The organism is Bartonella sp. DGB2 (genome assembly GCF_046843095.1).
GTDB lineage: Bacteria > Pseudomonadota > Alphaproteobacteria > Rhizobiales > Rhizobiaceae > Bartonella.
In genome coordinates, this window is sequence record NZ_CP177325.1 from 679,557 (window position 1) to 700,769 (window position 21,213).

A 21,213-nucleotide genomic window follows, 5' to 3' on the forward strand; every position below is an offset into this window, starting at 1 on the left:
ATTTATTAACACTCCCTAACTGCCCGCCTTGTGCACCCTGCGCATCGTGGGCTTTTTGCGTTTTGCCCACCTTCTAAGAGGTTACCCTATGACAGATTTTTTACATGGTGCTGAAGTCATTGAGATTGACGACGGCCCCCGCCCCATACGCACAGTCAATAGCGCAGTTATTGGCTTGATTGGCACAGCACCTGATGCTGATGAGCAAGTGTTCCCGCTTAATGAGCCCGTATTGATTGCGGGATCACGGCTTAAAGCGGCAAAATTAGGCGCAGTAGGTAAAGCCCGTGGCACACTCCCTGATGCTGTTGCACAAATCTTTAACCAAATTGGTGCGGTGATTGTGGTGGTGCGGGTTGAGGAAGATAGGGAAAGTTTTGCAAAAGTCCTTGGCGGTGTGAATGAGGCCGGCGCTTATGAAGGCCTTGACGCCTTCTTAGCCGCTAAGTCTAAAAGGGCTCGAACCACGTATTCTATGTGCAGCAGGCTTTACCCATCAACGACCCCAAGAGGAAAAAAGCAAGAAGCCTATCATAAACCCCGTTGTTGCTAAGCTTAGCATCATTGCGCAAAAGCTTCGCGCCATTGCAGTGATTGATGGACCCAATACAACCGATGAAGACGCACAGCAATATGCTGCTGATTTATCTTCCAAGCGCCTTTATATGGTTGACCCCTTTGTTAAGGTTAGCGCAGGTGATCATATACTTACCCTGCCGGCAAGCGCCGCAGTTGCTGGATTGATTGCCAAAATTGACTATGAGAAAGGTTTTTGGTGGTCACCGTCCAACCAAGTCTTGAATGGGGTATTGGGGCTTGCGCGCCCCGTTGACTTTGCGCTTGGCGACAAAGCAAGCAGAGCTAATCTGTTAAATGCAAGCAAGATCACCACCATTATTCGCGAAAATGGCTATCGGCTTTGGGGCAATCGTACCTTGGCAAGCGAAACCAAATGGGCCTTTTTGCCGGTGGTACGTACCGCTGATATGATTGAAGACAGCATCTTGCGTAGTCATCTCTGGGCGATTGACCGTACCATTACCAAAACCTATTTTGACGATGTTTGCGAAAGTGTGAACGCTTATTTGCGTGATCTCAAAGCCCAAGGTGCCATTCTTGGTGGCAAATGCATTGCCAATCCTGAACTTAATAGGCCCGCCTCTTTAGCCGATGGTGTTGTGTGGTTTGACATAGACTTCACCCCACCAACACCCGCTGAGCATATCGTCTTTCGCTCAAGGCTAACCAATGATTATTTTGAGGGAGTTTTCTAATGGCGTTACCTCGTCTTCTCAAACATTTTAATCTTTATCTTGACGGTCGCTCTTACCTTGGGCGCGTTGATAGCGTCACTTTGCCTAATCTTACGGTACAAGTAGAAAGCCATCGCGCCGCTGGTATGAATGGACCTGTTGAGATTGAGTTAGGCCTTGATGTCATGACCATGCAAATGGTGATTTCTGATTATGATCCTAATTATTAACGCTATTTAGCACACCTAACACGCCGTTAATTTTGCGCGGCTCTGTGCAGGCGCAAGGTAGCAAAGAAGAGCCCGTGGTGATTTCTGTACGTGGCCTTCAAAAAGGCTTGAACTTTGGCCAATGGCAAGGAGGACAAAAGACCACGCAAACCATTGATTATACGCTTTCATATTTCCGCTATGAACAAGACAATGTGGAATATGCCGAGATTGACATTGTTAACATGATCCAACGCATTGGCGGGGTTGATCAACTTGCCGCACATCGCACGAATATTGGACTTTAGGAAAAAAAAAACATGATTGAGACAGAAAAAACCTATACCCTTTTAATTCCGATTACTTTCGAGGGCACCACCCACGAGACCATCACTTTACGCAGAGCGAAGGGTAAAGACATTTTTGCTTCTTCCAACCTTAAGACTGGCGAAAACTCTCAGCGCTATCTTATCTCTAAATTATCGGGTTGGCCGCCTCAAGCAGTGGATGAGTTGGATCAAGTGGATATAGAAGAGATTAACACCATTATTGAGGATTTTCAAAAAGCGCGCCGTTCTTAGATTGGGAAAGCACTGCCACTTACATCACCGACCTAGCCCTTGTGTTTCATTGGCCGCTTTCTGAGCTTCTAGAACTCACCCCCCAAGAGCTCGTCTCTTGGCACGAGTGGGCGCGCAAAAGATTAACACCACCTGAACCACCTTCACCACCTTCAAAGGATCATCATGGACAAATTAGCTAATGCCGTGATCAAGCTATCGCTTGAAGATAAGATATCCGGTCCCATTAAACGTATGCAAACTAAGCTCAATAAGATGGGGCGGGTTACAGGTCTTTCTATCTTGTCAAAATCGGTCAAAGGTTTGGGCAAGGCTTTTGACAATGTGGGGGCTGGTGCAAACAAAAGCTTAGGACGGATTGCGAAGTTGACAGCTCTTGTAGGGCTTGGCAGTGGTGGTTTGGTAGCCGGTGTTTATGGGCTTGAGAAGAAGCTAACAACCAATGCCCTTAGCCTTAATAATTGGGCACAAGCCATTGGTACCTCAGCGGAAAGCTTGCAAGAGCTCCAATATGCAGGCGATAGTTTTAACATAACGGCTGATAGTATGGGCGATGGTCTTGCACAGATGACACGGCGCGCCAATGAATTTATCGCCACGGGCAAAGGGAAAGGTGCAGAAGCCTTTGCTGCCCTTGGCTATAGTGCACAAAGCCTTAAAGAAAAAATGAAAGACCCCGCCGCACTGTTTGGCGATCTCATTGAGCGCATGGGGCAGATGAAGAAAGAAGGCCAACAAGGCTTAAGCGAGCAAGTCTTTGGCCTTGATAAGGGGCCGCAGTTTTTGGCCTTTATGGGCAAAACACGTGAAGAGATCAAAGCCATGCGCCAAGAGGCGCGCGCTTCGGGAAGCATTATTGGTGATGATGCGGTGGCGGGGGCACTTGATTTAAATAATAGTATGAAAGGCCTTTCGGATCGCTTTAGCACCTTTACCAAGCGGATCTCTGTAGGGTTTATGCCCATTTTGAAAGAGACTCTTGATTGGCTTAATCAATTGATTGATGCCAATAAGAATTTAATCAATGACAAGATCAAAGAGGGTTTAGAGTGGTTTAAAGGAACCTTGAAGGACTTAAAAGACCCAACATCAGACTTACGCAAGAGCATAGATGACTGGGCAGAGAGTTTTAAATGGGTCTATAATTGCATAAAGCCTGTGGCAAGCTTTTTGAGCAATCACCTAAAGCTGGCGCTTGTGGGTGTTGGCCTCTATATAGCAGGACCGCTCATTGGGGCACTTGCGGCGCTTGTACCTGCTTTTATAAGTCTAGGCGCGGCGATGCTGGCAACACCTATTGGTTGGCTTATTGTGGGGATTAGCGCGCTGGTACTGGCTATTAAGAACTGGCGTAGCATTACAGACTTTCTAGCTAGCTCATGGGAGAAGGTTGTTGATGTCTTTAGCAATGTTGTCAATTATATATCTAGCATTGACTTCTTAGGGCTTGGTAAGAGGATCATCGGCTTTTTATGGGAGGGCATCAAAACCGGCTGGAATTGGATTACTGACTTTTTTGCAACCTGCTTTGACTTTATTACTGATGTTATCAGTAATATTGGTAGCCGCATGTTAAATTTTGGCAAAGGCATCTGTAGCTTTTTATGGAATGGCTTAAAATTGGGTTGGAATAACTTAACAAAATGGCTCCAAGATAAGATTATGGGTCTTATCAGCTGGATGCCTAACTGGGTAAAAAACAAATTAGGCCTTAATGTTGGCGCTACGGTAACGACTAAAAGCGTTGAAGAGGTACAACGAAACATTGTTAGCGATGGCAATAGCCAATTGGAAGCAGACGCGCAGGCACAAGCCAAGATAGCATCAAGCCAACCACAAACGCCCACTGCTACTATCCCGCGTCTTAGTGGCTATAGCGCTCCCAATACTGTTGCCTATAATCCAAGCATAACGATTAGCAATCTTACGGTGCAAAGCAATGGCGATGTTAAAGACGTTGCCGCGCAGATCAAGCGTACCTTGCAAGACATGGCCATGCAACAGCGCCGTGAGCTCATGGCACAATTGGGTGATTTAGCATGATGATGGCGTTAGGCGACTTTCGCTTTTCCCTGCGGCAATTGCCTTATCAAAGATGGGCACGAAGCGATAGTTATGGCTGGGTTGAGCAAGCGCGCTTAGGCCGTAAGCCCGTTTTGCAAAACCCAACGCTTAATGCAACAAGCATCAGCCTTGAAGGGGTGATCTACCCGCAGTGGCGTGGTGGTTATGGCCAGTTGGACGCGATGCGCGCTATGGCGAGCGAGGGAAAACCGCTTTTGCTTATCTCTGGTGATGGTAAGGTGTTTGGCGAATTTATTATTGAAAGCGTAGAGGAAGAGAACACCATTTTTACCCGTGATGGCCAACCAAAGCGTCAAGAATTTACCATCAACCTTAAAGAATATAGCGGTCAATAGTATGGATGAGATTTATCTTACGCGTGAAGGCGATATGGTGGATGCCATTTGTTATAATTATTACCCAAAGGCTTACCAAGATTTGGCGCTACGCCTTGTTTATGAAGCTAATTACCGTTTGACCGATTATGGAGCGCATTTGCCTGCGGGTCTTAAGCTTGTTTTGCCTGATCTACCGACCCCCAACGCAGGCTCCTATGTGAACATTTGGGATTAAGCCCATGCAGCCTATTTGTCAGATCATCAGCCATGAGAGAGACATCACAAACAAAATAGCGCCCTATTTGTTAGAAGTTGAAGTAAAGGATGAAGCGGCCAATAAAAGCAATAGTTTAACCCTTACCCTTGATGATGCAAAGAGCGCGGGTCATGATGGTTTGACTATCCCGTTGATTGGTACGGTTATTGGCGTGCGCTTAGGCTATACAGAGGGAGAGGTGCGCGACCTTGGTAGCTTTACGATTGATACGATAGCACTAAAACCCAATCCGCGCAGTTTAACGATTACTGGCCATAGCGCTGATATGCATAAAACCTATCGTAGCGCCAAAAGCCAATCCTATCATCAAACTACCTTAGGCACGATTGCTCAAGAGATTGCAACACGCAATGGGTTTGAAGCGAAGTTGGACAGGGATTTAGCTAAAATTGTTATTCGGCATATAGATCAGCATAATGAAAGTGACATGGCCTTTGCGGCACGGTTGGCTTCTATGTATGACGCAGTGGCTAAGCCCGTAGATGGCAAGTTGGTTTTGGCTAAGCGTGGTACGGCTAAAAGCCTAAGTGGCACTGATTTAGGCGTGTTTACGCTTAAAGAAAGCATGTGTTCTGACTGGAAGTTTAGCTATGAAGCGCGGGTTGAGGCGGGTCAAGCCAATGGTTTAGCCAGCACAGCTTGGGAATTGCCAGAGGAGAAGGACACAAAGCCAAGTGGCAAAGAGGATATCATCCATAGCGGGGATATGGATAAGAAAGACGACAGGCCTGCGGATAAGGGTGGTGTTACGGTACAATATAATGATATTCGCTCTGGTTCTGTAAAAAGCGTGCAAGTAGGCAACGCGCCTTATCAACAAGCGCGTCACAGAGCCCATAATGAGGCGGCGGCGGTAAGCCTTGCCAGCACACAAAAGAATGAGGCGACACGCGGCAAAGCCAAATTTAGCTTTGAGATGGGCGGAGCACCTTCTATCATGGCAGAAACCAAGATTGTCTTGTCGCCACCGTTTCGACCCTATATGCCCTCCACTTGGCGTGCGTTGAGCGTAAGTCACAAGCTTACCGCTGAAAGTGGCTATGTCACAAGCGTTGAATGTGAGATCTTTGATGAAAACCAAGAGCGCATTGTCGATCATATCCAAGCAACCACACCCTCAAAGGATGATCTCATTGATGACAATGCACCTCCACAAAATACCGCTAATGATGATGTGATCCATATAAGTTAGTTTACCACACCTATTCTATGAAACCACAATCCCCCGCTTAGGCGGGTTTTTTTTGGAGTAATCATGACCCGAAGGATTAGCAAAGAAGGGCTTGCACTGATCAAGCAATGGGAAGGTTTAAGGCGTGAAGCCTATTGCGATAGTGCGGGTGTGTGGACGATTGGCTATGGCCACACGGCCGCCGCAGGTGCTCCCTATCCCAAACAAGGCATGGTATTGCGTGAACAAGAGGCCGAAGCACTTTTGTTGCAAGATCTGCACCAATATGAGCAAGCCGTTGATGGCCTTGTTAGCGTTGAATTAAACGACAATCAATTTGGAGCACTTGTTTCCTTTTGCTTTAATGTGGGGGTAGATGCATTTGAACGCTCAACCCTTCTCAAGAAGCTTAATCAAGGTGATTACACTTGTGTACCAAGTGAACTTGCCAAATGGGTGCAGGCAGGGGGTAAGCGTATTGTTGGCTTGGTCAATCGCCGCGCCGCTGAGGCTGGCCTTTGGGCGCGCGGTGACTTTGTGGTATCACATTATCAAACACCACAAGTAAGCGAGAAGAGCGCCTTGTTAAAGGCTGGAACGATTGCGCCGCTTATTGGTTCTTTATCAGGGCTAAGTGGCTTTGTGAGTGGTTCTGGTCCTGTGCAATGGGCATTTGCTCTCATCATGATTTTAGCCGCAAGCGTGGGTGTTTTTGTCTTCCTACACCATGAAAAAGAGAGACGGTTGTAGCTGATTAACTGACGGGTTAGATACGTATCAAGCGTTCTAGTTAAAATATTTTTACTATAGAAACAAATACAAAGATGTGATATAAGATGTGAATAATGTCCTATAAACGCTCTTTGAATGTTTAAAGTACTATATACTTATAGGGGATAAGATAGTGCAGGATAGAGCCATGCAACCCAATTATGTTAAAGCCAAGAATACGGCTCTTGGGCTATTAAAGACATACGGTATCAGTTCTCCCCCCGTTAACGTTATGGAGCTTGCACGAAATGAAAACATCAAACTCAAATTTGTAAGCTTTACATCAGAGGAAGCGATTAACAATGTTTCTGGGTTTTTATGACGCCGAGGAACACGCGATTTATATCAATAAGGATGAATATCCCTTACGGCAAATGTTTACCATTGCCCATGAGCTTGGCCATGCCTTACTCCATAAGGAATGGGCGGCGTCAAACGCGTACAAAGTCCTTATGCGCCAAGACCTGAATAATGAAAACGCTGTGCAAGAAAAAGAAGCCAATTGTTTTGCCGCTCATTTGCTTGTGCCGCGCTTTATGCTGGATGAATTTTATCAACAGCCACTGCCAACGCTTTCAAAGATATTCTTAACCTCCATTCCTATGCTTAAGAACCGACTAGAGTTTGAATATGGCATTGGATAAGGGGGGCTTAAAAAAAGAGGTATCTATACTAGATACGGATAATTCATCAGTACTAGAAGAGGATTTGAAGAGTTCTATAGAGCATAAGATGCGACTGTCAAAACTTGATCACCAGCAATGCATAGAAAAAGAAAAAATAAAAATCGGAAAGCTTGGTGAATTCTTTGGCTCTTGGGACAATATGCCCCTTTTTATCGCATTGATAGCAGTTGTTGGCGGTATTTTTATATTTGCACTTCTTTGTTTTGCATCTTTTTTTGTATCTGAAAATGTCAAGTTATTAAGTGATCTAAGCAAGACATCCGTCACAATTTCACTAACTGCGCTTGGTTATATCTTTGGGCGAGGCATATCCAAATGACAATAGGATACGTAGTAATCCACTTGGCAGACTGATTCGAACCTTATTAAGGAGCGCATATGCCGTTTCCCTACCGCCTTGGGGTTTATGGTGCCCTAGTCCTTGCCGCTTTTATGAGCGGCTTTTTTTATGGCAAAAGCATAGCACGGGTAGATAGCTTAAAGAGTGCTGTTTCGGCCTTTCGTGAGAGGAGCAAAATCACCGATGAAGTTATTAACCTTTCTGATTTTGACCTCTGCCGTGCTCTTGGCGGGCTGTCAGATGAATGCACCGCCCTTGTGCATGGGCTGGACGAGACCACCCCGAGTCAATAAGCCCGCACGCCTTGTTGCCGATGAACCAAAGCTTGCGCGTTGGGTACTTACCACTGATCTATTCGGCAAAAAACAACATTGTTGGAAATAATGAGATCTATAAAACTCCTAGTTTTCTATCACTAAATAAAGCATAGGTATAATATTTTTATATATGTTGTTTTTTTTTACTACAGATTATAACGGACAAATGAGTAATTATAGAAATCTTTTTTCAAAGAAGGATATGAATATGAAATTTACGACTGCCCTTTCTATCTCGATTATTACACTGATTGGTGCTTCCTCGGCCTATGCTGCTGCACCCCATGCTGTAGTCCCTGCCGCGCCCCTTGCTCCTGCCATTCAAGTCCCTGTTTTTTCTTGGGATGGTTTTTACCTTGGTGCGCAAGGGGGAAGCAGTTTTGGAAAAAATGCTAAAATTAATGATACAGACGTAGCCGTAAAAGCAGATGCTAACGACTCAAGTTTAAATGGCCTTTTTGGCGATATTTTTGCAGGCTACAATATCAATTTAGGGAACTCTCTTGTATTTGGTATTGAAACTGACTTCAACTTTGTAAAAGCGGCTGCGGGGGCTAAAATACTCACTAAAGATGCTGATGTTTCAGATGAGTACCAATACCTTCATGATTATAGACGACCCCATCTAAAGCGCATATTAAAGGATATTAAGGAGCTCGTAGGCAGATTCAATAATACAGATGCTGAGAAAGCCGCTCTAGAGGACTACCTTCTAGGCTCAATTTTTGGCGATCAAGATACAGACGGCGCTCCTACGCCCGCTGTCTTTACAGTCAAGAGAAACACGACTACGAGTTTTGAACAGCAATGGTCAGGGGCAACACGCGCACGCTTTGGCTTTGCTGTAGACCGATTCATGCCTTATCTTGCTGGTGGTATCGCTTATACCTCTGTTAACGTTAAGATTGCAAACAATGATACCGCGACGGTTGCGCGGAATAGTAAAGCTGATGGCACAAAAGACCCCATCCCATTGCCTGACAGTGTAAAGAATACTAAGTACACAGCAACTAAAAAACTAAACGATAGCCAAATCTTGCTTGGCTTTACAGTTGGTGCCGGTTTTGACTTTGCGATAACTGATAATGTTTTGGCGCGGGCTGAATATCGCTACAATGACTTCGGTAGCAAAGATTTCACCTTTAAGACGAATGAAGTTAAATACGCTCTTAAAGACCAAGACATTCGTGTTGGTATTGCGTTCAAATTCTAATAAAGCCTTATCACCCTTCTAGGGAAGATACTACGTTAGAGCCCCATGGTTATTAAAACCGTGGGGCTTTTTCATGCGCCCTTAATCCAAAGGATCCCCTATGCCCGAAAAACAGATACCCCCCGATTGGCTTTCATGGTTTGGCATGATGCTATCAACAGCGCTTGCTGGTATATTTGGTGCTTTTGTACGGCAATTGGCCAATCATGATAAATCGTGTTGGCAACGGGTTTGTGAATGGGTGGGCGGCGGTGTATTGGCGATTTATGCTTCACCCACCGTTTCGTATATGCTTTATCATCTCTTGCTAAAATTTGATATGGTGGGCGTTGATGATGGCCTCAGCCCTAATAATATTATGGGTTTAGCGGGGTTTATTTGTGGTGCTGTTGGTGTTTCCAGCATAGAGCTGTTGCTTAGCGTTTTGCGCTATTATTTTCACGTGGACAAAACTAGATAAGTCTATATTTTAGCTAGTTAAATTTTCTTGACATGAAAATATATCTACGCTACTATTGATCCAATTCATGAATGAATGACTTTTCTGAGTTATTGATTTTAATAAAGTCCTAGTTTCCGCTAGGGCTTTATTTTTTAGGTATATAGTTATCTGTTTCAAGCCGAACTGCCCGCAATGCAAGACCATTGATCGTGCGGTAAATGCGCGCGCTATTCATCAGCACGTCGTCTATATCAGCTAAGATAAAGCGGCTTAAACCTGTGGTAGAGAGGAGGCTAATCATTTGTAAGGCTTTTAGTTTGATAAGATTGTGGTGTTTGCTCTCGTTTATTAAGAGTTAGGGAGAACCATTCTATTTACGCATTATAAGCTTGAAGTATAGAACTAAACGCTATATTATGTATCTATAAAAGCGCGAAGGCTTGATAGATGCGACTGTTTAAAACAAAATGGTTTAGTAAATTCACTAAAAAACAACATATCCATGATAAACAACTTATTGCCGCTATCAAAGATATTCAGGCGGGTAAGATCGATGCAGATTTAGGCGGCGGCCTTATTAAGCAACGTTTTGCACGCCAAGGTGAAGGTAAGTCAGGAGGTTACCGATCAATCCTCGTTTATAGCCAAAACGACAAAGCTGTCTTTCTTTACGGTTTTGCTAAAAACGAGCGGGACAATCTAAGCCCTCTTGAAGAACGAGAATATAAAGCTTTTGCTAAAATCGTTTTAGGTTTTACCGAAGATAAAGTCGACAAACTTGTCGAAAATGGGGCATGGCAGGAGATTACAGATGACGATTCATAAGGCAAAGACTTATCAAAGCGAGGCTTTTGCGGCTCTTTACGAAGCTGTTGACGATGCGTATAAAGCTGGAGTGATTGATAAGAAAACTATGCGCCGTTTTGATACTTCTTGTTTAACTCCAGTCAGTTTCTTCAGTGGTGAAGAAATACGCCAGCTTCGCGAAAGCGAAGAGGTAAGCCAAGCAGTATTTGCGCGTTACATGGGCGTTACAAAAGATGCAGTCAGCCAGTGGGAGCGTGGTATCAAACGCCCAAGTGGGACAGCATTAAAATTATTATCACTTGTAAAACATAAAGGTTTATCTGCTATCACTTAGCATCCTCTTTTCCTTTAAAGATTTGATCGCCATAAAGATATAGTATGCTTATGCACTTCCCCCGTCTAAAGACGGGGGAAGCATTTTTACGCTTAAGCGACAAGCAAGCGCTCGTTAGGCGCTGAAAGGTGTAGCTCTTCCAGCTTTTTAACGTCTCTTGTGATCATGTCTCTTAGCGCTCTGAAAAGAAGATAATGGGCAGAGCGCATTTCGGCTAACTCTTTATCGACCACATCTAGCCATAGGACTTTCTTTAGACGTTCTTCGACCTTTGAGAAGGATATCTCGCGCCACATTCCCACGGCGCCTCGGTAGACCTGCTCAAGCAAATAGGCCTCTGCTTCTAGTCGATATAGCGCGGCTAATTGTTGGGCGTGTTTGTTGATGCAGTCTCTGATGCGTAGCGGTATCTTTGTGCGATCTTCTGGAAGGCGATAGACGGTATCATCTTCTTGCGTCAATTGTAGCTGTGGTTGATTTGCTTGTTCCAGCTCTAACCAGCGGTCGACAATCTTTGCCCGCAACACTGTGCTGTAACCTGAAACAAGGATAAGGCATTCGCGCTTGGGTAAAAGGTATTCGGTTTGTTTGGTATTTTTATTGGTCGTATAAAGACGCGCAAAGAGAGACAAATCACGCTTTAATACTAAAAGCATACGTTCAATATCTTTTGCGACTCGATCATGGCGCTTACAACATAGCTTGGCGATTTCGCGGCTTGAAAGAGTTAGTGTTGCAGGCGCAATAGAAGGTACTTGTTGCCCATTTTTAGCCGCCTGCTTGGCAAGGCGTTCACATTCAATAAAATACCGTCTTGCTTCTTTGCCGCGTTCGTTTTTCTCAACCATGGAAAGCTCTTTCGCCATATCGAGAGTGAGTGTGTAATCAATACGGTTATGGCCGCCCCGATTTTTGCTCCATAAATTTGTGGAGCAAAAATAATCTTGATTTTCTTGGAATTCATATTGCTCTATGCGGTTTTTGATCCACGTAGAAAAATCTTGCTTGCTTTCCAAAAAGGCATGTAACTCACGGGCATCAACTGTTTGCACAGTGTCTTGCCCTATAGCTGTTTCGTTGATTGTAATAAGATTGTTCATAATTGAAATCCTTGTCGTATTAACGTTTTTGATAAGACGCCCGTAAGGGTGCCGGGTGCTCAAAAACACGGCGACAAGTCCGTCGTTACACTTTCCCCTTGCGGGTATTGTATGGCGTAACTACACCCGACATAAGGCACATGCATAGAAGCATAGCAATAGGTCGAATTGTTTGGAACGGTAAATAATTTCGGTTATTTAGCCGCTTGTCGTTGAAAGTGTTTTTGAAGCACTTGCTCTCAACATAGCGGTTTTAGGATTTTTGTCAAGCGAGGTGATTTGCCCCATGCTCTTACCTTTTAATTTTGATTCGTTTGGGTTTGATTTTTTTGTTGGATTGGAATAAAATTCGTATAAGAGGACTGCCATTTTTTCGACAAACCTATTCCCGAACCCCCCAAAATCAATCCCGAACCTATTTTTTTATAAAGAAAAATCAAAGGGTTAAGGTGTGAAAAATGGGTGATTCGATTCCCCTTGGGCGTACCATATATATTAATATGTAACTTTTTTATTTTAGCCTTTCCAGTTGCGCCTTATATAAACTGTATTGCATGTGATGATTTTTGTCTTTAAATATTGTTAGCGCTTTTAATAAAGTGATAAAGTAAGGGCTAGCAGCTCATCAGAAATTCATATATTGAAAGGGAACACTGCATGGCAAAAATAAAAGTTGCAAATCCGGTTGTGGAGCTTGATGGCGATGAAATGACCCGTATTATTTGGCAATTTATCAAAGATAAGCTCATTTATCCCTATCTTGATATCGACCTGAAATATTATGATCTATCCGTGACCAACCGAGATGCCACATCTGATCAAGTGACTATTGATGCTGCACATGCAATCAAGCAATATGGTGTTGGGGTAAAATGCGCTACTATTACGCCCGATGAGGCGCGCGTAGAAGAATTTAACCTGAAAAAAATGTGGAAATCACCTAATGGGACAATTCGCAATATATTAGGTGGAGTGATTTTCCGAGAACCGATTATTTGTAAAAATGTCCCCCGCCTAGTACCTAATTGGACGCAACCCATTATCGTTGGGCGACACGCATTTGGCGACCAATACAAAGCTACTGATTTCAAGTTTCCTGGGAAAGGTAAATTAAGTATCAAATTTGTAGGTGAAGATGGTCAAGAAATTGAGCATGAAGTCTATGACGCGCCTGGCGCTGGTGTTGCGCTTGCCATGTATAACTTAGATGATTCCATTCGCGATTTTGCTCGCGCATCGTTTAATTACGGTCTCCAACGCAATGTACCTGTTTATCTTTCTACTAAAAATACCATTTTAAAAGCTTATGATGGGAGATTTAAAGATATTTTCCAGGAAATCTTTGATAATGAATTTAAAGCTGAATTTAATGCTCGCAAATTGACCTATGAACACCGATTGATTGATGATATGGTTGCCTCTGCATTAAAATGGTCGGGCGGATACGTTTGGGCATGTAAGAATTATGATGGCGATGTCCAATCAGATATCGTGGCGCAAGGATTTGGTTCACTTGGTCTAATGACTTCCGTACTGATGACCCCCGATGGACAAACAGTAGAAGCAGAGGCGGCTCACGGCACTGTAACACGCCATTACCGCCAACATCAAAAAGGCGAGGCCACTTCTACAAATTCTATTGCTTCAATCTTCGCTTGGACTCGTGGGCTAGCTCATCGCGCTAAATTGGATAATAATAATGATTTATTGTCTTTTGCTGAAGCTTTAGAAAAAGTGTGTATTGATACTGTTGAATCAGGGTTTATGACGAAAGATTTAGCCTTATTGATTGGACCATCACAAAAATGGCTCTCGACAACTGGTTTTCTTGATAAAATTGATGAAAATTTGCAAAAAAACATGCGTTAAAATCCTTCGCTAAATGATTTTTTCGTTGAGCTACGGCTCTTACGTTTACTCTTCCCTATAGGGAAAAAGGGTAACTAATATGGCGCACCTTAAGCCAAGCTTTATATTTTCGTATCTCTTGTGGTTTAGACGCTTTTATAAAGCGTCTAAACTATGGGGATTAGATGTCATATAATTATGTGTGCTTTCTATTTTATCGAGCATTTTCCTCTCCCCCATATCTAGGCCTGCGTGTATTGGAATTTTATAAAAACGATCGGGGAATATCATGACTGAACATGGTTGGTCAGCACTTTTATCAGGGCGTAATGCTCTGCGCTCTGCTGCTCTTGCAGGTGGTGTGGCGTTACACGCTATTAATGTTTATATGGTTGTCACTATCCTTCCCTCCTTAGTGCATGATATTGGGGGCGAAAAATATTATGCTTGGGCAGCTACAGTTTTTATTGTTGCTTCTTTGGTAAGCGCGAGTTTTTCTATCCGCCTCTTACAATGGGCTGGGCCGCGACTAGCCTATACTTATGCTGCCTTACTCTTTGGTTGCGGCACGTTAATTGCTGCATCCGCAATGACTATGCCTTTTTTCCTTTTAGGCCGGACAGTTCAAGGGCTGGGAGGGGGGCTACTATTGTCGCTGTCTTATTCGATGGTACGTATTATCTTTCCCGCTCCTTTATGGCCCCGCGCTTTAGCAGTTATTTCTGGTATGTGGGGCATTGCAACGCTTTTAGGGCCGGCGGTCGGAGGCTTATTTGCTGAATATGCTATTTGGCGCGCCGCCTTTTGGCTGGTGGCGGCTCTTTCCTTATTTTTTGCTATATTCTCCTTGAAAATCTTACCTAAAAAAAATACTAATAACACACAAAAAACATCCTTGCCCTTACCCCAAATCACTTCTCTTTGCCTTTCTGTGTTGTTTATTTCCATAGGTAGCGCATTTGAAACGCTTAGCGGACAAATAATAAGCTTGCTTGGTGGGGTGGCGCTTCTTGGGCTTCTAGTTTGGCAAGAGTCTACCAGCAAAAATCGAATGCTACCCAAGCGTGCTCTTTTCCCCAAAAGCCCCTTATTTCCGCTTTATATATTAGTTTTTCTTTTGCCTATTGCTACCAATGGGAGCGAATTATTTTTGCCACTATTTTTGCAAAAATTGCATAATTGTGGGCCATTAACCGCAGGCTATCTTGCTTCACTTCTTAGCATTGGATGGACCTTAGGCACGCTTATAAGTGCGGGAGCTCAATTGTCCACCATCCGTTTTATTCTTAAATCCGTTCCACTCATAAGCGCTGGAGCCATGGCGACACTTTTTATTATGATTCCCATCCCATCAAGTACAAACAGTGTTTTGATAATTATTTCTTTGGCTTTAGTCGTTACCGGGTTTGCGATTGGCTCTATTTGGCCACATCTTTTAGCAAGAATTTTGCAGTGTGCAGGTAGCCATGATGCTGAAAGAGCGAGCGCATCGCTTACCACAACCATGCTTTTTACTGTGGCATTGAGTGCGGCTATTTCCGGTTTGATTGCTAATTTTAGCGGGCTTGTGACTCCAGGTGGGGTAGAGGGGACTAGTAAAGCAGCAAGCGCGCTTTTTGCCTTTTACACGCTACTCTTTGCCACCTTATGCACCTTTTATGCAGTTTTGGTGGCAAGATCCATGGAACGTGAACAACGTAGGCAACAGCGCAAAATGCTTGACCCTAAACAAGATTAATAACCCCAATGTCAACCGTTACATCTAAACATTAGGGCAAGCTCTAGGGCTATAAAAAAGAATCTATTGATGGTCAGAAGTCGTTTTTAGATGCTAATTCAATGTTAGGTTACATAGAAGAAGGATTCAGGCAGGCTAAAATAAAGGAGGTCTGTCCATAAAAAATAGTTGAAATATGCAAATTTCCTATTTTCCTTTTCTAAAGTTTGTGTTATCTGCTGTCGTGTCGCCCTTATAGCTCAGTTGGTAGAGCACCTGATTTGTAATCAGGGGGTCGGGAGTTCGAGTCTCTCTGGGGGCACCAATAACATATTGATTTAGTTGTTTTTTTACTTTTATTCCTAACTTTTTCAAGAAGGTTTGACACTTTTTCGATAAGGTTTGACAATTTCATGGTGTTATTCAACCCCCTTCTTGTTCATTGCATGGCCTAATTTTATCACTGCCGCTTCCACCTTTTTGCTTTTATCAGCTGAACGCGAATAATGCCGCGCCATCTCAATAGTCTTCTGACCTAGCACATCAGCAATGGTTCTTTCATCCATACCAATCTCGGCAAGGATAGTTGCCACCGTATGACGCAACCCTTTTAATGTTAGACCCAAACCTATTACCTCTTCTTTCTCCAAACGACATTTGATCTTACGCCATGAAGCGCGGAACCCTGATACTGTCCAAGGCTGACCTTTGCTGTTTACGCAAAGCATCGTTGAAGCGCTTGCCATAGCCTTGGAGCTCTCAATCTCATGTGCAATAGCGGGCGGAATAGGCATCCATACCCCTACCCTAGTTTTACTGCGCCTTGTGTTAATTCTACCATCATCTAAAGCTGACTTTGGCAAAAGTAATGCGTCTTGAGGATCCAGCCCACAAAACATCATGAGCAAAATAGGCAAACGCATATGATCTGGTAAAGCAGCTAAAACTGCCTCACGCTCATGATCTTTCCATGGCCGATTAGCATATGGAGCGTTCTTTGAGCGTTTTAGAGCTTTGATGTCAGCCGCTGGATTGCTAGCAATAAGTCCACGTTCTTTGCCCCAAGCAAACACAATTGATAAAACTGTTTTAAGATAATTGCCGCTTCGTCGTCCATGCTTTTCGGCTATCCGATCACGTATCTTTACGACCAAGGGCGGGCTGAACTTAACCAAAACCACGTCAGCTATTCCTTCTAGATACTTAAAATAACGCTCATAATCTTTTTTGGTTTTGGGCGCTAAATCTGTATAGGCAGGGTGTTGGCGATAAGCGGCAATTAAAGAGCCTAGAGTACCTGATTTGGCTTCATGGGCTTTTCCTTCTAACACATAAATACGCGTGCATTCAGCAATAAAGGCCGCTGAACCTAAAGGCCTTTTATCAAGATCAATAGCGAGCCCCGTTTTACGATGATAACAACGTGTTTTTCCATGACGGTCTTTGAAAATTTTAAAGCCCTTAATCCGAACACGTGTCATTATCCAATCCGCCCAATAATTGCATCATCTTCGATTGTCTTTGGATCGCCCTTCATACTGTCAATCCATTGATCAAGATCATTAATGTCGTAAAGACGTACACCATTGCCCAAATCAAGAGGAGTGACAGGACATAAAGCAGGGAATTGCCTTTCTGGTAAACGGCAATAAATCGCCGCCTCTTTTGGCTTCAAAAGCCGCGTGGGGGTTTTAGGTATTTCAAAAATTGCTACTGCCATGATTCCAGTCCTAATGTTTTTATCGCTTCATGCTTTCTACGCGCGTCTCAATTCGTGATGTGACTATGTAAAACATTTGCTAAAGGACTAAGCCTTTTGTGATTATTTTGTTGTTAGTAATCAACTTATCCTCAAGAGCCTGCACCTCTTCAAGGAAGGCATGCACACATGCTTCTATCTCTTGAATGCGTGCCTCATCACGCCATAGGCGCTTGATCTCACTCCTTAAGCTTGCATTCCTTTCGCTAAAGCGTGGGTCAAAACTAATAAAATCCACCCATTGCCGCCCCGTACACGCCAGTTGAAACTGCATCTGTGCTTGCCATTCGGGCTTAATAACCCCATCAATTAAAAAGCGGGCATGAGTGGTGGAATTGGGGCATTTGATCTCTATCAGACCATCATCACCTACTAAGCCATCTGGGCTTGCCCCCGCCATGGCAATACTAGGGTGGGAAATAAAGCCACAAGCACTAACCTCATGCCCCGTCATAAAGCTATAGTCTTCCAAGGCATCATACTCATGATCAATGCCCCATTGCATGGCCGCCGTTACATAGGTCTCTATCGCCTTGCCGGTAAGCCGCTCGGTCAATAGCTGGATCTTATAATCCTCATAGGCCGCGCTTGGCAGGCCTTTTGCTGTTCTATTGACAACGCAATACACCTTAGAGGCAGTCACCTTGCCAAGGCGGGCATCAAACCATGCGGCAGTTCTTTGTTCCATATGAACCTCTAAGCAACAGAAAGGGTTTGCGCTTGTGAACTGTGCAAAGCTTGTTTCTTTTAAGCAGTTGCAAAAGCGTTTGCGCTTGGCTTTGCGATAGGCTTTCAAAGCTTGATGCATGAACCGATGCTAGGGCTTTTGCCTCGTCTGTTTCTGTATCCAAGATCAGCTGTTGCACCACGGCAAGCGTTTCTGCATCGGCAAAGACTTCTTGGCTTTCTGATACGGGGGCATTTAAGCGTGTTGCTTCGTCTTCATCATAGATACCAGAGAAGCCAAAGGCATAACGGGCACATTGGATAGTCGCCTTATGGCGTAGCATACGGGCAGGCCATTTACGCCATGGGTCGGTTTGCTGTTGACATTCTTTTAGATATTCCGTGACCTCTATTGGGTCTTTAATGCTTTTGAGCCGTATTGAGCAGGTAATGGATATGAGATTGCCTGCTTGGTCGAAATGATCTTTAAAGGTCATGCCATCAAAGGCTGGATTAGATTTTATGATTTTAATCCAGCCATCAATGGACACAATGGGTGTGATACCGCCACCACGTTTTGGGAACGCGTAAATCTCTTTTGTTAGAGGATTAAGGCCGTAGGTATTGGCAACGGAAATAAAGGCGGCGAATTCTTCTGCCGCTATATTGCCTGTCATGCAAGTTTTCATAATGGTTTGGCGAAAGGCCTCTTCTGAGAAGCCATAGTTGCTTGCCATAAGAGCAAGGGGGGATTGAACAAGTTGTGTCATTAGTGGTTTCTCCTAAGCTGGGGTGGTGGAGGTAGTCGTGATACGGGTATAGCCGCTGATACAATCATTGCCTGCAATTGTTATGGAGGCGGCAATATGCGTGTTGCCTGAAATCTGCGCATTGCCGCCAACACGTGCATTGCCCCAAACTTCTGCATTGTCTGAAATCTGCGCATGGCCTGAAACTTTCGCGTTGCCTGAAATGCGCGCATCGCCAAAAACCTGCGCATCATCTGAAACCTCCGCATCGCCAAAAACCCGCGCATCGTCAAAAATCTGCGCATTGCTAAGAACACATGCAGTATCAAAAACACATGCATCATCACCGATCCAGCAGGTGCCATTATGGCTTAGGCGGTATTTGTTCTCAACAAAGCCGCCCAAGTCTCCAGCTTTGATATCACCAAAGTCGCGTAGGGCTTTGATACGGTAGAGTGTACGGCCGTCGATTTCTTTTGTTTCTTGAGTCAGTTCATATTTCTTTTCCATGCCTATTCCCCTGTAATGACTGTGTTACCAGAAACGTGGATATCGCCGCCTATTACTCCATTACCTTCAACAAGCGCATGGCCTGAAACCTGCGCATAGCCACTAACCAATGCATCATCACAAACCCGCGCATAGTCAAAAACCTGTGCATTGTCAGCGACCCAACAATCGCCTTCATGGCTTAGGTTGTCCTCGCGCTCAATGTAGCCGCCCAAGTCACCCGCTTTCACATCGTCAAAGTCGCGTAGGGCTTGGATACGATAGAGGGTATGGTCGTCTATCTCTTTGATCTCGTTAGTGAGTTGGTATTTCTCTTGTATGTAGCTATGTGTGAGGACTGTACCGCCGGAAACGTGCGTATCGCTGTCTATTACTGCTTTACCTTCGATACGTGCGTTGCGTTCAATTTGTGCATCGCCATAAACCTCTGCATTGCCAAAAACCTGCGCCCCTTCAGCAATTTTTGCGTGGTCATAAATCTTTGCGTTGCCAAAAACTTTTGCATTGCAATAAATCTTTGCGTTGCCAAAAACTTGCGCATTGTCATAAACAATTGCATTGCCACCAACTTCCGCATTGCCTGAAACTTTCGCCGCGCCAAAAACTAGCGCATTCCAATCAAGACACGCATCATCTGAGACCCGCGCATCATCAAAAACATATGCATTATCAAAAACACATGCATCACCCCCGACCCAGCAGGTACCATCATGGCTTAGGCGGTATTCGTTCTCAACAAAACCGCCTAAATCACCCGCTTTGATATCACCAAAGTCGCGTAAGGCTTTGATACGGTAGAGTGTACGGTCGTCTACCTCTCTTGTTTCTTGAGTCAGTTCATATTTCTTTTCCATGCCTATTCCCCTGTGATGACTGTGTCGCCGTCTATTACCCTGTCACCATCAATATGCGCATGGCCTGAAACTTTCGCGTTGCCTGAAACATACGCATCGCCTGAAACCTGCGCATTTTCTGTAACTTGTGCATGATCGAAAATCCACGCATGGCCTGAAACAGAAGCGTTGCGTGAAACTTCCGCATGGCCTGTTACACGCGCATGATTTTTAACGATCGCGTGGCCTGAAATGTGCGCGCTATCACTAACCAACGCATCATCACAAACCCGCGCATCGTTGAAGATATGTGCATTGCCTGAAACTTCCGCATGGCCTGAAACTTTCGCGTTGTCTGAAATAAACGCATTCCAATAAATCTTTGCGTTGCCTGAAACCTGCGCATTGCCGAAAACCTGCGCATCGCTAAAAACACACGCATATTCAAAAACCCGCCCATCATCGCTAACCCAACAATCGCCTTTATGGCTTAGGTTGTATTCACTCTCAACAAAGCCGCCCTTATCGCCTTTTTTGACGTTTCCAAAATCGCGTAAGGCTTGGATACGATAGAGTTTATGGCCGTTTACGGTGATGCTTTCATCTCTCAACAAGCGGTATTTTGGACTTAGAGACGTCATGTTAAATTCCTTTGGTATGATTAAGTGGCGATCAAGACAAACCATCCGAGCGCGAAGAGGGTTAGAAAGCCTAGGCATTCAACGATACAGATTAAGGCTTCTTTCATGACGCCTCACAAAGCATCAGCCGCACTTAAGCGGTGCTGTTGTGCATAGGTGCCGTAATAAGCATCATTAAAGGCTTGTTCTTCCCACTCAGCCATAAGGTCGGCATAGGCTTGGCTATTGCTTACCAAGGGGTGGGCTATATCGTCATCAGGCACTAGGTCGATTGTTTTTAAATAGAGGGCGGCGACCTGTTCGCTTATGTCGACAAGGCTTTGCGTTTTTGGATTAATGCAAAGTACTTTCTCTACGCCATCCATAGCCGAAAGCATGTCTAAGATATCGTCTTCATCTAAAAATGGGCCGCTTTTGCCTACGTGTTCTCCGTCAGAATAGGTGAGCAATAAGATTTCATCGCTTGTTACAAAAAACGGTGCTTTCGTGTGCATTTCAACCTCCATATCCCTTTAAACTAACCAGATCAGCGCTTGCTTCTTCGTGGTTTCTAGCTATAATTTTTCATGTTTTCCGAATTATGTCAA

The 21,213-nt window shown here is 44.3% G+C and carries 29 protein-coding genes, 1 tRNA gene and 1 pseudogene; 21 read left to right on the forward strand and 10 right to left on the reverse strand.

From position 1 onward, the window contains the following. Window positions 1-88: 88 nt before the first annotated feature. The 16 genes and pseudogenes from ACK28X_RS03685 to ACK28X_RS03760 all read left to right on the forward strand — a co-directional run bounded on the left by ACK28X_RS03685 (window position 89) and on the right by ACK28X_RS03760 (window position 9,680). Window positions 89-1,274: pseudogene (locus ACK28X_RS03685) on the forward strand (phage tail sheath subtilisin-like domain-containing protein). Further along, a complete protein-coding gene (locus ACK28X_RS03690) occupies window positions 1,274-1,483 on the forward strand; it encodes a phage major tail tube protein (RefSeq protein WP_412057123.1) in 210 nt (69 codons plus the stop codon). Before ACK28X_RS03685 ends, ACK28X_RS03690 begins: the two are co-directional and overlap by 1 nt. A 32-nt stretch (window positions 1,484-1,515) precedes the next feature. Next, window positions 1,516-1,770 (forward strand): phage major tail tube protein, encoded by a 255-nt coding sequence (locus ACK28X_RS03695; RefSeq protein WP_412057124.1) that lies wholly within the window; start codon window positions 1,516-1,518, stop codon window positions 1,768-1,770. 12 nt (window positions 1,771-1,782) lie between these two features. Further along, entirely contained in the window at window positions 1,783-2,043 is a 261-nt protein-coding gene (locus ACK28X_RS03700; protein WP_412057125.1) for a phage tail assembly protein, read from the forward strand. A gap of 41 nt (window positions 2,044-2,084) precedes the next feature. Then, window positions 2,085-2,225, forward strand: a complete 141-nt coding sequence (locus ACK28X_RS03705) for a GpE family phage tail protein (protein WP_412057126.1) — start codon at window positions 2,085-2,087, stop codon at window positions 2,223-2,225. Beyond that, window positions 2,209-4,086 carry a hypothetical protein gene (locus ACK28X_RS03710; RefSeq protein ID WP_412057127.1) on the forward strand — a complete coding sequence of 626 codons (1,878 nt, stop codon included), beginning with the start codon at window positions 2,209-2,211 and terminating at the stop codon, window positions 4,084-4,086. Before ACK28X_RS03705 ends, ACK28X_RS03710 begins: the two co-directional genes overlap by 17 nt. Further along, window positions 4,083-4,463 (forward strand): phage tail protein, encoded by a 381-nt coding sequence (locus ACK28X_RS03715; RefSeq protein WP_412057128.1) that lies wholly within the window; start codon window positions 4,083-4,085, stop codon window positions 4,461-4,463. The genes ACK28X_RS03710 and ACK28X_RS03715 overlap by 4 nt, the downstream gene beginning before the upstream one ends. 1 nt (window position 4,464) lies before the next feature. Continuing rightward, window positions 4,465-4,680, forward strand: coding sequence for a tail protein X (locus ACK28X_RS03720; protein WP_412057129.1), 216 nt, complete (start codon window positions 4,465-4,467; stop codon window positions 4,678-4,680). Window positions 4,681-4,684: 4 nt separating this feature from the next. Further along, window positions 4,685-5,914, forward strand: coding sequence for a contractile injection system protein, VgrG/Pvc8 family (locus ACK28X_RS03725; protein WP_412057130.1), 1,230 nt, complete (start codon window positions 4,685-4,687; stop codon window positions 5,912-5,914). Window positions 5,915-5,977: 63 nt separating this feature from the next. Beyond that, window positions 5,978-6,643: a lysozyme gene (locus ACK28X_RS03730; protein ID WP_412057131.1), complete on the forward strand. Its 666-nt coding sequence runs from the start codon at window positions 5,978-5,980 to the stop codon at window positions 6,641-6,643. 169 nt (window positions 6,644-6,812) lie between these two features. Then, entirely contained in the window at window positions 6,813-6,986 is a 174-nt protein-coding gene (locus ACK28X_RS03735) for a hypothetical protein (protein ID WP_412057132.1), read from the forward strand. Then, window positions 6,967-7,308, forward strand: a complete 342-nt coding sequence (locus tag ACK28X_RS03740; protein WP_412057133.1) for an ImmA/IrrE family metallo-endopeptidase — start codon at window positions 6,967-6,969, stop codon at window positions 7,306-7,308. The genes ACK28X_RS03735 and ACK28X_RS03740 overlap by 20 nt, the downstream gene beginning before the upstream one ends. Further along, the gene (locus tag ACK28X_RS03745) at window positions 7,295-7,669 is read left to right on the forward strand and encodes a hypothetical protein (RefSeq protein WP_412057134.1); all 375 of its coding nucleotides are present in this window, start codon (window positions 7,295-7,297) and stop codon (window positions 7,667-7,669) included. The genes ACK28X_RS03740 and ACK28X_RS03745 overlap by 14 nt, the downstream gene beginning before the upstream one ends. A 59-nt stretch (window positions 7,670-7,728) precedes the next feature. Further along, on the forward strand, window positions 7,729-7,983 hold the full coding sequence (locus ACK28X_RS03750) for a hypothetical protein (protein WP_412057135.1): 255 nt from the start codon (window positions 7,729-7,731) through the stop codon (window positions 7,981-7,983). A 232-nt stretch (window positions 7,984-8,215) separates the two neighbouring features. Then, window positions 8,216-9,220, forward strand: a complete 1,005-nt coding sequence (locus ACK28X_RS03755; RefSeq protein WP_412057136.1) for an outer membrane protein — start codon at window positions 8,216-8,218, stop codon at window positions 9,218-9,220. A 100-nt stretch (window positions 9,221-9,320) separates the two neighbouring features. Then, window positions 9,321-9,680 carry a hypothetical protein gene (locus tag ACK28X_RS03760; protein ID WP_412057137.1) on the forward strand — a complete coding sequence of 120 codons (360 nt, stop codon included), beginning with the start codon at window positions 9,321-9,323 and terminating at the stop codon, window positions 9,678-9,680. Between the two features lie 127 nt (window positions 9,681-9,807). Here ACK28X_RS03760 and ACK28X_RS03765 read toward each other — a convergent pair whose 3' ends face one another. Continuing rightward, window positions 9,808-9,963, reverse strand: coding sequence for a hypothetical protein (locus ACK28X_RS03765; RefSeq protein ID WP_412057138.1), 156 nt, complete (start codon window positions 9,961-9,963; stop codon window positions 9,808-9,810). Between the two features lie 146 nt (window positions 9,964-10,109). Here ACK28X_RS03765 and ACK28X_RS03770 point away from each other — a divergent pair, with 146 nt between their 5' ends. Then, complete coding sequence (locus tag ACK28X_RS03770) at window positions 10,110-10,487, forward strand: type II toxin-antitoxin system RelE/ParE family toxin (protein ID WP_412057139.1); 378 nt, start codon at window positions 10,110-10,112, stop codon at window positions 10,485-10,487. Beyond that, window positions 10,474-10,803, forward strand: a complete 330-nt coding sequence (locus ACK28X_RS03775; protein WP_412057140.1) for a helix-turn-helix domain-containing protein — start codon at window positions 10,474-10,476, stop codon at window positions 10,801-10,803. Before ACK28X_RS03770 ends, ACK28X_RS03775 begins: the two co-directional genes overlap by 14 nt. A 92-nt stretch (window positions 10,804-10,895) precedes the next feature. On the opposite strand, the gene ACK28X_RS03780 is transcribed toward ACK28X_RS03775, so the two are convergent. Next, on the reverse strand, window positions 10,896-11,903 hold the full coding sequence (locus ACK28X_RS03780) for an antA/AntB antirepressor family protein (protein ID WP_412057141.1): 1,008 nt from the start codon (window positions 11,901-11,903) through the stop codon (window positions 10,896-10,898). A gap of 657 nt (window positions 11,904-12,560) precedes the next feature. On the opposite strand from ACK28X_RS03780, the gene ACK28X_RS03785 reads away from it, so the two are divergent. The 3 genes from ACK28X_RS03785 (at window position 12,561) to ACK28X_RS03795 (ending at window position 15,793) form a co-directional block, all read left to right on the forward strand. Further along, window positions 12,561-13,772, forward strand: coding sequence for an NADP-dependent isocitrate dehydrogenase (locus ACK28X_RS03785; RefSeq protein ID WP_412057142.1), 1,212 nt, complete (start codon window positions 12,561-12,563; stop codon window positions 13,770-13,772). A 268-nt stretch (window positions 13,773-14,040) separates the two neighbouring features. Further along, window positions 14,041-15,489, forward strand: a complete 1,449-nt coding sequence (locus ACK28X_RS03790) for an MFS transporter (RefSeq protein WP_412057143.1) — start codon at window positions 14,041-14,043, stop codon at window positions 15,487-15,489. Between the two features lie 228 nt (window positions 15,490-15,717). Further along, window positions 15,718-15,793 (forward strand) — tRNA-Thr (locus ACK28X_RS03795). 94 nt (window positions 15,794-15,887) lie between these two features. Here ACK28X_RS03795 and ACK28X_RS03800 read toward each other — a convergent pair. The 8 genes from ACK28X_RS03800 to ACK28X_RS03835 form a co-directional block, all read right to left on the reverse strand. After that, window positions 15,888-16,949, reverse strand: a complete 1,062-nt coding sequence (locus ACK28X_RS03800; RefSeq protein ID WP_412057144.1) for a tyrosine-type recombinase/integrase — start codon at window positions 16,947-16,949, stop codon at window positions 15,888-15,890. Further along, window positions 16,949-17,188, reverse strand: a complete 240-nt coding sequence (locus ACK28X_RS03805; RefSeq protein WP_412057145.1) for a hypothetical protein — start codon at window positions 17,186-17,188, stop codon at window positions 16,949-16,951. Before ACK28X_RS03805 ends, ACK28X_RS03800 begins: the two co-directional genes overlap by 1 nt. A gap of 79 nt (window positions 17,189-17,267) precedes the next feature. Next, window positions 17,268-17,915, reverse strand: a complete 648-nt coding sequence (locus ACK28X_RS03810; protein WP_412057146.1) for a lambda exonuclease family protein — start codon at window positions 17,913-17,915, stop codon at window positions 17,268-17,270. Further along, window positions 17,887-18,663, reverse strand: a complete 777-nt coding sequence (gene bet, locus ACK28X_RS03815) for a phage recombination protein Bet (protein WP_412057147.1) — start codon at window positions 18,661-18,663, stop codon at window positions 17,887-17,889. Before bet ends, ACK28X_RS03810 begins: the two co-directional genes overlap by 29 nt. 12 nt (window positions 18,664-18,675) lie before the next feature. Then, entirely contained in the window at window positions 18,676-19,152 is a 477-nt protein-coding gene (locus ACK28X_RS03820) for a hypothetical protein (protein ID WP_412057148.1), read from the reverse strand. A gap of 2 nt (window positions 19,153-19,154) precedes the next feature. Further along, a complete protein-coding gene (locus ACK28X_RS03825; RefSeq protein ID WP_412057149.1) occupies window positions 19,155-20,006 on the reverse strand; it encodes a hypothetical protein in 852 nt (283 codons plus the stop codon). A 2-nt stretch (window positions 20,007-20,008) separates the two neighbouring features. Next, window positions 20,009-20,704: a hypothetical protein gene (locus tag ACK28X_RS03830; RefSeq protein ID WP_412057150.1), complete on the reverse strand. Its 696-nt coding sequence runs from the start codon at window positions 20,702-20,704 to the stop codon at window positions 20,009-20,011. A gap of 35 nt (window positions 20,705-20,739) precedes the next feature. Beyond that, a complete protein-coding gene (locus ACK28X_RS03835; RefSeq protein ID WP_412057151.1) occupies window positions 20,740-21,120 on the reverse strand; it encodes a hypothetical protein in 381 nt (126 codons plus the stop codon). Between the last annotated feature and the right edge of the window lie 93 nt (window positions 21,121-21,213).